This window comes from Candidatus Zixiibacteriota bacterium, from assembly GCA_034439475.1.
GTDB lineage: Bacteria > Zixibacteria > MSB-5A5 > GN15 > FEB-12 > JAWXAN01.
The window spans coordinates 1-10520 of record JAWXAN010000044.1 but is presented as its reverse complement, the minus strand read 5'-3'; the positions used below and the strand labels follow the sequence as shown (position 1 = coordinate 10520).

Here is a 10520-nt window from a genome sequence, read left to right as displayed (position 1 = left end):
GGCCAGCGCGTACTGGCCTTGGGTGTTGTAGAGAAACGCAAGGTTGTTCAGGCTCAAGGCCACATCGGGATGGTCTGGACCGAGGGCCTTCTCCCTAATCTCCAGCGCGCGCTTGTAGAGCGGCTCGGCCAGCGCGTACTGGCCTTGGGTGTTGTAGAGCCCCGCAAGGTTGTTCAGGCTCCCGGCCACATCGGGATGGTCTGGAACCGAGGGCCTTCTCAAAAATCTCCAGCGCGCGCTTTAACAGCGGCTTGGCCAGCGCGTACTGGCCTTGGGTGTTGTAGAGCCCCGCAAGGTTGTTCAGGCTCAAGGCCACATCGGGATGGTCTGGACCGAGGGCCTTCTCAAAAATCTCCAGCGCGCGCTTGTACAGCGGCTCGGCCAGCGCGTACTGGCCTTGGGTGTCGTAGAGCCCCGCAAGGTTGTTCAGGCTCAGGGCCACATCGGGATGGTCTGGACCGAGGGCCTTCTCCCTAATCGCCAGCGCGCGCTTGTACAGCGGCTCGGCCAGCGCGTACTGGCCTTGGTGGTGGTAGAGCGCCGCAAGGTTGTTCAGGCTCTGGGCCACATCGGGATGGTCTGGACCGAGGGCCTTCTCGGCAATATCAAGCGCCTTCACTGCTACCACCACTGCGCGGTCGTACTGACCCTTCTGGTATAGCGCCATCACCTCCTCATTGAGCGTCTCCCACTCGATGCCTTGGGCATGGACGGTCGTGGTTACCCCGAGCAAGAGAAATAGGCATAGAAATAAAGTAACTGCTGTTCTCACCTGTTTCCCTTTCCTTATTGTTTCGAACTGTTTCATCAGGACTCTTTTCGCGGCCTACCCGGCCCTACAACCCTTCCGTCGTCTGCCAGAAATCACGCGGGTATATCTTTTGAATTGTTATATCCGGAGACTCTACTGATCTAAGATATTTCTCATAATTATCCAACTGCTTCTCCGGGCCGATAACAAAATAATTGGCGTCGAATTTGTCCACAGACTCCACTGCGTTTGGTCCATAATCAGGAAGCACCATGCCGTACGTTCTCTCCATGCGTTCATGGAGCTTTTTATAGAGACCGCCTTGGCTTCGCAAATCCAAAATCCCTCTACGAAAACGGCTGACAACATCCGGGGTAATGCCATCAGCAAGATCATCGGCCATCTCTTCGCCCCGCGCCTCATACGACGACCCGCTTCGCATCACGGCAAATGCCTGCGACACTGAATAATCGGCAAGAGAGCTGTCGTATGGGGCATTTTTCAGTGTGCTGACGACGAACTGCATTGTCTGGGCAAGGTCTGGGCATCGTTCGCCGTAGTACATGAGACGTCCGTTGGTCTCGTTGCTGCGAAGTCCGTTTGAATAGGCAAGTCCCGCGCCCCAGGTCTGCATGAACATACTATGCGCCCCTCCGCCGCCATAGAGGCGCGCTGAGAGAAAGGTGAGAAGTTTCTCAGGGTCGCTGTCCCAGAATCCGGCACAATCGGCAGTATTGATATGCACACCGGATCGGGTTCCATTTTCAACCAGACCGACAAAAAGCGGTTTGCCTGTGCCGGTCGAATGTTGATGCATGCGGTTGATAACATGTGACTCCTGCGAATAGGTCTGATGTGTCGACGGCTCTGTGTTCAAGCGCTTCACGATGGCCTCAAGTTCAGGAACGAGCGTCTTCTGGTCTTCGCTGTTAGCAATCACAAAAGCGCGGACATTATCGGCGCGTCGGACAAGATCAAGGACATGTTGAATCGAAGCCAGCGCATCGCGAGGTGAAACACGGGAATCGGCCGTAATCTGTTTGCAGAGATATTCCCAGTCGCGTGAAAGAGTAGCATCGGGCACATCGGCTATTGATTGGCGGAGGTCTTCGACAGCGTCGTTCACAAGCGTTTTCGTTTCGCCGCTGACAGCTTTATATCTTGAGATGACAGGACTTGTCGAAGTACTCTTATCGCCAAGTGACAATTGATCAAGCAGCGCGCTCAGCGAATCGCGGCCCATCGTACTGCCTGCTGTGGAGAGCGCCAACATGACTCCGGTAAACTCTTTGCCGGTTTCGGGGGATGCGACATCGCGCAATAGCCATCGCAGGCGCTGGAAGGCATGAGCGCGAGTGAAAAAACAATCCGTTGCCAGGAGAAGCGGATTGGTTTGCTTCCAATAAGCTTCGGCCGGATTGTTGACCCATGATTCTTCGGAGCCTTGAGTGCGGCTTCGGTGATTACTGAGTCCTAATTGAATGGCGTCACCTATGCGAGGAAGATTTTCGGCGCGTAGGTCAGGATCAAAAAGCGACGTCGCAAGCCACCCGAGCGCCTTTTTGCTCTCCTCGCGGTTACTTCCGGCGGCCCTGACCACAAGCTCCGAGCGTCCGGTTCGGTAATTAACACTGTAATATGTATTAAGTCCGAGAATTTCTTTGCGAATTGATTCGATGAACTGTTCGTAAGAGATTGCCTGTCCATCGCGTATAGCGCCGACCTGTGAAATAAAGGTCGGGAGCGCGGCGGCATAGACCAAGAGTGATTCCGGCACAACATCCATGTTGAATGCCAGCGCGAATGTGCCGCTCGTGATGTTGTCAAAAGTCGAGACGACCATCGAGCCGCCGCCGGGGAGCGTATCGACGGTATAGCGAAGGTTATCATCGATACCGAGCGGTGGATTCTTAATGAAGCCGGGCATCTGAATTTTTTTGCCTTCCTCGTCAATGAGAGCGGTGTTTTTATCGTAATCTTCTTTGTAACGAACAATTGCGGCCTCGCGCGACTCAACGCCGTAGTCGGCCATCAATTTATCAGCGTATGTGTTGCCTCGCTCGACCCGCTCGGACTCTGAGGTGGTTATCATTTGCGGGTCGGGGCGGGTGCCGACGCCATAGGGCTTGTCTGCAACAAGACGCCATTTGGTAATATAGGAACTCCAGATATTTCCGTCTAAAGCCAAAAGGCTGTCTGCAAATGCCAACTCCGGATTGAGAGTAAGCGAGCGTTTGAAACCGCCCAGCCGGTGCAGGCGTTGCACGAGCTCTATCCATTCCGAACCCACACCGCGCGATCCCCATCCCGGAGGGGAATTGAGGAACATGCGCAGGTAGCGGCGTCGCTCAACAACACGATTTTTGGCGCGCTCGTTGAATGCTTTGAGTTCAGCCGAAGTGTCAGGCAGTGCGGCAATACGAGTGACTTCTGAGAGCACCAGGCCGCGCACTGAGTCAATCATCGTTTCAGTGAGAGATTCGCGTTTGACATCGTCGAAGCCGATATAGGCCGGATAGCCCGGTCCTTGGTCGAGCCAACCGAATACGGAACTTGCGCCGATATCAATGATTCGGGTTTGTGAATTGACAAACAGTCGGTGCAAATTCGATGTTTCGCCTGATGAAAGATTCTCAAGAAGCAATTGCATGAAATAGTTTTCATTGTTGTTAAACTTCTGTGTCGCTGGCCAGGCGTAGACCAATAGCCCCGGGTCATCGGGATTATTCGATGGGAAGTTCTCAAGCTGGATTGTGCCGACCGTCAGAGGATTTATTTTCGGCAAGCGGTCATAAAGGCTTGCCGGGTCCAGCCCCTTTTTTGCTTTAGGCTCGACACGACCACAGATGTCAGAAAGTTTGGTAAGACAATCGGCCAATGAAATGTCATCGCCGATGGAAACGGCCGCTCCCATATTATTTAGGTGATGCGTCGATGAATGAAAATTGCGAATATCGGCCGGTGTCATGGTGCGGATGGCAGCAGGGAAACCGCCAGCCGAGTACGACAGCGGGTGATCCATGCCATACATGAGCCGTCCAAGAGTAAAATAGAGATTCCCCCAACGGCGCTCAAACGAAGAAACCATTTCATTATAGACAGTACCTTTTTCTTCTAAACGAAGCGAGCCGTCATCACCGGAGATAATGCCCATATTGCAAACTTCGCGGCGAATCTCTTCATCGCTGAAATTGGGATTGAGCATGGCATCGAGTTTTGCTTCGAAAAGGTTGAAAAAAGCATCGTTACTCGCGCTGGTATGAAAATGATAGCAGGTGCGAACTTGTTCGGTGAAGGCCGAACTTTGACCGAGCGACATATCTTCCAATGAGGCCACATACCGACCACGCGTCCCCTTGCCTAAAAGCAGATGCTCGAGTGTGTGCGGCTCCCCTTGGTCGGTTGGAGGGGGTGAGTTTACCCACATAAATCCCTGTGGAACCGATTGAATGCGGAGCAAATCCAGCACAAAATCACTGGGGATATGCCGAAACCGCGCCCCGATGACGGTGCCAATTTCATTTTCATACACAGCTTCGGTTTTGAACGAAGCAATCTTCTGGTTTGGTTTGAGCGTTCCAAACTCATCAGTCTTTCCGAAACTCAGCGAAGAGAGTGAAACAACCAACAGAAGACTCAGAACAAGGCGTTGGATGGTGCGCATGGTGTCTTTCCTGTCTTTGGTTATGGGGTGCTTGAATATTTGCATTTCATACATACAGCTTGGAGGTTCACGCGCTGTATATTGTCGGCCAAATGGCATCGCTTGCAGGCATGATTTATAATACTCTTTTAGGGATAAGAAGGAAAGCCATTTTTGGCTGTGTGAGAGGGCGAGCGACCGTCAGGTCACACCTTTGCCTCCGCTACGCTCAGCCAAAGCCAAGACCTAACGGAACAAACGAACATAAGATTGCCACGTTTCACTTAAGAAATCCGCCGCGGCGGACGGTGTGATCTTATGTGGTGCACTCAGGGGAGGGCGCCTGAGTGCACCAGATATTTTGAATAAACTTCGGCCTACCGCGCCTTGAGATTACCCGAGAGGTTGAGGCCGTCAGCGATAAGTTTCGAATACTCTTTTTCTGACTTTGCTTTAGTTTCAAGATACGCCCGAACCTGGGCTTTTAGTTCAGGGAACAGTTTTCTTGCTTCGAGCAGCTCGACTACTTCAAGCGACAGAAGCCAGTCGTCTGGATGCTCTGCCTTAACTGTGTTCCAGAGATCGGGAAGATCAGCAAGGCTTTCCTGGTTTTCCCTCATCGCTCGCAACAGGCCATACAACTTTTGCAGGCGGCGGGTTTCATCGTCATATGTGACTTTGACCGTCCGCGTTTTTGAGACCAAAGCTATCTGTTCATGGGCGTCCATATCCGCCGCGCCGCTGAAGACAGAGATAATTTTTGCGCCGATAGCCATATCGTACGTTCCCCAATCGGGACGGAAAAGAACGGAGTCGCCATAGACTACCGAGCAGTCGCTAAATGACAGCAGAAGCAGTTTGCCATTGCGCCGTTCGATTTTCTCAAGACGGCCGAGGACTTTTATTCCGCTTTCAAAAGCAAGCGTTCCGACTTTTCCAAGTACTACATTGCAGAGCGCAAGCCCGCTGTCATCGAGATCTTCCGGCGGACGCGGAACATTTTTGAAATTGCCGACCGGAGAGCCAAAACCGTCTTTATGATAATCTCTTCCATGACCGGGAAGAAGCGACTCATTGATTGCAAGAGTTGTCGGGCCGGTCGTTTTCAGATAAATCGGGTCGCCGCGGTGTGTGAGAATGTCGGTGAAAACGCCTGAGACTTGTAATCCCGATGAATAGACAGCCGTCCCGGTGTTGTGTGAATCAATGGCTTTTTGAAGACCTTCGGTTCCTCCGCGGCGGAAAGCCATAGTATCTGCAAACTGTTCGAGTACCATTTTGAGGTGATCAAAATCCGGCGTAACAAAAAGCTGAGGCTGTTGTGTCGTTATATCGAATGGAAAACTAGCCGCATCGACAGAGTAGGGGATTTTCTTGATATGATCCTCAAGACAAGTCACCGACTCTCCAATAGATGAAAGCAATCCGGCGCCATAGATTTTTGGTTTATCCATCGGACCTATCAGTCCAAACTCGACCGTCCACCAATGCAGACGTGACAAAAGCGCCATTTCAGAAGGCTCTCCTAAATTCGCCTGACGTTCTTTTACCAGTTTCTCGGCGGAGGCAATATCTGTGGCAGAGGTATTTGGAATCTCTTTCAAAATAGAAAGGGAGCGAATCGCCTCATAGAGTTCGAAGTCCTTCTTTGAAGACATCGCTTTTGCGCCAATTTCTCCAAAACGCTGCAAGTACGCCGAATATTCAGAATCGACTATAATAGGCGCATGCCCAGCCGCTTCATGGACTATATCAGGAGCCGGAGTATAGTCGATATGATGTATCTGGCGCATATCGCAGGCGATGACAAGCACCTTATAAGCTTGGTATTCCATAAAGGCGACTGGTGGAATAAAACCATCGACAGCAACAGCCCCCCAGCCAATTTGGCCGAGAATCCGATTCATGTCGTCGATGCTTGGAATGCTATCCAAATCGATTCCGGTCTCAAGCAATCCTTTGAAATATACTTTATGTGCATTTTCTTTGAGAAAATGGCAGTTCTGACGCATGATATAACGCCAGACAGCATGATCGACAGCAGTATACTGAGAGTAATTTTGATCTACGGCAAATTGGAGAAGATGATTCGGCAAGCGAGAAACTTGGGGGTTGTCGCTAAAATACGGCTCGCTCTTTTTTTTGCTCTGAACTGGTTGCATGCCGACTATACCTCCATGCTTGTTGCCTAAAAGAAGCAGACTTTCACTACTCGAAAGCTCTCGGCCTCTTTGCTTTATAAGTATACCCGAAATAACAGTCACGGGCAAGAATTGTTCTCTAACTATCGGCATACCAAGGCTCCGCTTTTGTACGAAATAGGGCTCAATCGGTCTCTTCCTGAGTAGTCCCGGCAACTTTTTGCCTTGACAAAATGGCTAATTTGGGTAGAATACGAAGTACGTGCTGCTATTAATTTCCTACGTGGCTTTATTGGGCTTCAGGCTCAATAATTTACATAAGAAACAATGATGGGTCCACGCACGATTCCGCGGACTGGAGATAGGATAAATGAAAAAAATATTGCTGGCGATTTCTATCGCCATTATTGCAACGAGCGCGATTTTCCTTATGCTTCCTCCGAAGCAGAAAACTATGGCCGATCTGCCAGAAGACCGGAAGGCGTATTATCGGCTCAAGAAATTCGGGAAAATTAATCGTTTGCAGGAGGGGATTCCCAAGGTCCCGAATACATACTTCTATGAACAACGCGCCTATCCCTACGATGTCATTCCTCAGGAAAAATATCTTGAAGCTTTGAACGAGGCGCATTCTATGCGCAATTCGTTTCGGGCGACACCCAATACACCAGTATGGTCAGGGACCGGACCGACCAATATCCCGGGCCGTATAACGGCCTTGGCGGTTCCCACCAGCGATCCCAACACGATTTATGCCGGGGCGGCGGCGGGCGGTGTCTTCAAATCCACTGACCTTGGCGCAAGCTGGACTCCAATTTTTGATGCGGTTGGCGTCTTTTCTATAGGCGCGATTGCGGTCGATCCGACAAATGCCAATATCGTCTATGTCGGCACCGGCGAAGCCGCCGCGGCTATCGATACCTACGAGGGGACTGGCATTTACAAAAGTACCGATGGGGGTCTCAATTGGACAAATATGGGGCTTCCAAACAGCTCCAGAATTGGAAGAATTATCATTGACCCGCTTCGCCCCGATACGGTCTGGGTTGCGGTCATGGGTAAAGTTTTCGGCGGCAACAACAATGTCGACCGTGGACTGTACCGCTCAACCGATGCCGGTGTTAACTGGACAAAAGTCCTCTTTGTTGACAATTCAACCAGCGCAATTGATGTTGTGCTCGATGAAGTCAGCGGCACTATGCTTTGTGCTATGTGGCGATGGACATCGGGAAGCACCAGCGCTATCTGGCGCTCAACGAATTTTGGGGCTACCTGGACAAATATTCAGGGCACAGGCGGACTTCCAGCCGCAGGCAGTATCGGCCGTATCGGCTTGACGATGGACCAAAATTCAAATACGGTCTATGCCCTGCATATCAGTTCCGGTGGCGGCCTGCTTGGAGTGTACAAAAGTGTCGATGATGGCGTAAATTGGGTTCGGGTTAACGACGGCGCAATCGCATCCAGTTTCAGTAATTTTGGCTGGTATTTCGGACAGATACGCACGGCCCGCGGGAATCCAAATCTCCTCTATACTCTGGGCGTGACGCTGTGGGAAAGTACCGACGGCGGAGCAAACTGGAATCATGTAACGGGGGCGACTCATGTTGACCACCACGATCTCTTTATCCTGCCGGCAAATAACAACGTTCTCTATGGCGGCTGCGATGGCGGTGTGAACTATAGTTCCGATGGCGCAGGAAGTTGGAATGTTTTCCGAAATATGCCGAGCACACAGTTTTATGCAATGACGGTCAGTTATCAGAACGACAATCATATCCTTGGAGGTACTCAAGATAACGGAACACCCCGGACACTCACCGGAAGCGACAATGACTGGGCGTCAATTTTAGGGGGTGACGGCTTCTACTGTCTGGTCGACTATGCCAATCCAAATAATGTCTATGCCGAATCACAGAATGGAAATCTGAATCGTTCCATCGATGGCGGCTTTTCATTTTCTTATGCTCAGGCCGGCATTGATCCAAACGATGAGCATGGATGGAACACTCCTGTTGTGATGGATCGGAATAACCCTCAGATCCTCTACTATGGCACAGAAAAAGTATATAAGACTATTGATGGGGCGCAAAACTGGACCGCAATCAGCCCATCTCTCACCACACGATACATCACCACAATAGGCGCGGCCAAATCCGACGGGCAAGTTGTGTATGCCGGTGACCGAACCGGCGGCGTGTTTGTCACCCAAAACGGCGGCGGCTCATGGACAGACATTGGCGCACTTCTGCCAGACCGATGGGTCACCCGTCTTACGGTAGATCCGTCAAATGCGGCTATCTGTTATGTAACTCTTTCGGGATACATTACTCAGGGCCTAAATCTCCCCCATATCTACCGCACAATTAACTACGGGGCAAGCTGGACCGATGTAAGCAGCAATCTTCCGAGCGCGCCGATAAATGATGTTATCCTTGACCCGCATGACAACCAGACGCTCTATATCGGAACCGATGTCGGCGTCTATCTATCAAACAACCTGGGCGGCTCATGGGCCCTGCTTGGAACCGGCTTGCCGATAACGACTGTGCATGACCTTGAGATGAACCCGAGAACACGACTATTAGTAGCCGCAACTCATGGCCGCTCAATGTTCAAGACCACTGTTCCCTGCCCCGCCGGACCCGACGGCGACGGCGACGGCGTGCCCGACCAGTGCGATAATTGCCCGACAGAGATTAATTCCGGCCAAGAGGATTCTGACGGCGATTTGATTGGCGATGCCTGCGATACTTGCACCGATCCGGACGGTGATGGCTTTGGCTCGCCCGGCTTCCCACTGACTACCTGCGCGTTAGATAACTGCCCCACAATTTATAATCCCAGTCAAACCGACAGCGACAATGACGGAGTCGGGGATGTCTGTGAATTAGTGAGCAACCCGCCGGTATTTGATACCATTGCCACCGCGCGCATTCAATTGGTTGTCAGTGACAACGGCAATTTTGCTCACAGCGGCACGGCGAATACGACCCTCGATTACGGCAACGAAGGAGATTGCGCGTCGGTCTATGCCTATGATGGCACGCCGATTATCGCGCGTTTCAACGGGGTTTCGCATGAGGCATATTGGAATTTATTTAACACCAACAAATTCAAACGGCCAACCACGGGCGGCAATCCCACTATTCCTACAGTCGATGCCGGTGATTACGATATTTATAGCTCTGGATCGTTTGTCACGAGTGATGCTACGATTGGACTTGAGAAAATCTGGTACGCTCCAAAACAACTCGACAGCTCGCAGTTCGTTATACAGTGTCTGAAAGTATACTCGTGGAACGGCGCCAGCCACAGCGGACTTGCAATCGGCGAAGGAATAGACTGGGATATACCGACAAATTCCGGTTCAAACAATCTGGGCGCGTTCAATTCATCCATGAAGATGATCTACCAGAATGGTATCGGAGCCAGTTGTCAGGATAATACGAAACGATTCGGTGTTATTCAGTTCCTCGGCGTATCGACCGACGGACTCACTGTCGATACAAGCCTCAATCCGTATGGGGCCTACACGGCATCAAATCCAACCTATCTCTATCCCACCAACGGATTTGTGGCTTCAGAGATTTATAACAATATGCAAAATGCCGGTTACAGCTCACACCCGACTGCCACCGATCAACATAGCGTCATGACCTATTTCAACAACCAGACGATCAACGCGGGCGATACGCTCTACATATATACGGCTCTTGCGACGACCAAGACGGCGACGGATAATATTGTCACCAATGCCGCAAAGGCCAGACAATGGTTACTTGACCATGTTATCCCAGCCACAGGAGTTGGAGGCTGTTGTATCGGGTCGACTGGAAACGTCGACGGCTCACTCGACGACGTGGTCGACATTGGTGACTTGACCGCTTTGATTGACAACCTCTTTATCACCTTGGCTCCGTTGCTATGTACAGCTGAAGGCGACATTGCCTCCCCGCCGGATGCCGTTGTCGACATTGGTGAT

The 10520-nt window shown here is 51.3% G+C and carries 5 protein-coding genes; 1 reads left to right on the top strand and 4 read right to left on the bottom strand.

Annotation, left to right across the window (positions count from 1 at the left end):
- The 4 genes from SGI97_06535 to SGI97_06520 form a co-directional block, all read right to left on the bottom strand.
- The coding region (locus tag SGI97_06535; protein MDZ4723543.1) for a tetratricopeptide repeat protein at positions 1-177 on the bottom strand (177 nt) is incomplete at its 3' end.
- Positions 95-808: a tetratricopeptide repeat protein gene (locus tag SGI97_06530; GenBank protein MDZ4723542.1), complete on the bottom strand. Its 714-nt coding sequence runs from the start codon at positions 806-808 to the stop codon at positions 95-97. The genes SGI97_06530 and SGI97_06535, both read right to left, overlap by 83 nt.
- A 28-nt stretch (positions 809-836) precedes the next feature.
- On the bottom strand, positions 837-4415 hold the full coding sequence (locus SGI97_06525) for a hypothetical protein (protein MDZ4723541.1): 3579 nt from the start codon (positions 4413-4415) through the stop codon (positions 837-839).
- Between the two features lie 356 nt (positions 4416-4771).
- Complete coding sequence (locus SGI97_06520) at positions 4772-6688, bottom strand: aromatic amino acid hydroxylase (GenBank protein MDZ4723540.1); 1917 nt, start codon at positions 6686-6688, stop codon at positions 4772-4774.
- A gap of 217 nt (positions 6689-6905) precedes the next feature.
- Here SGI97_06520 and SGI97_06515 point away from each other — a divergent pair.
- Positions 6906-10520: thrombospondin type 3 repeat-containing protein (locus SGI97_06515; protein ID MDZ4723539.1), on the top strand; the 3615-nt coding region annotated here is incomplete at its 3' end.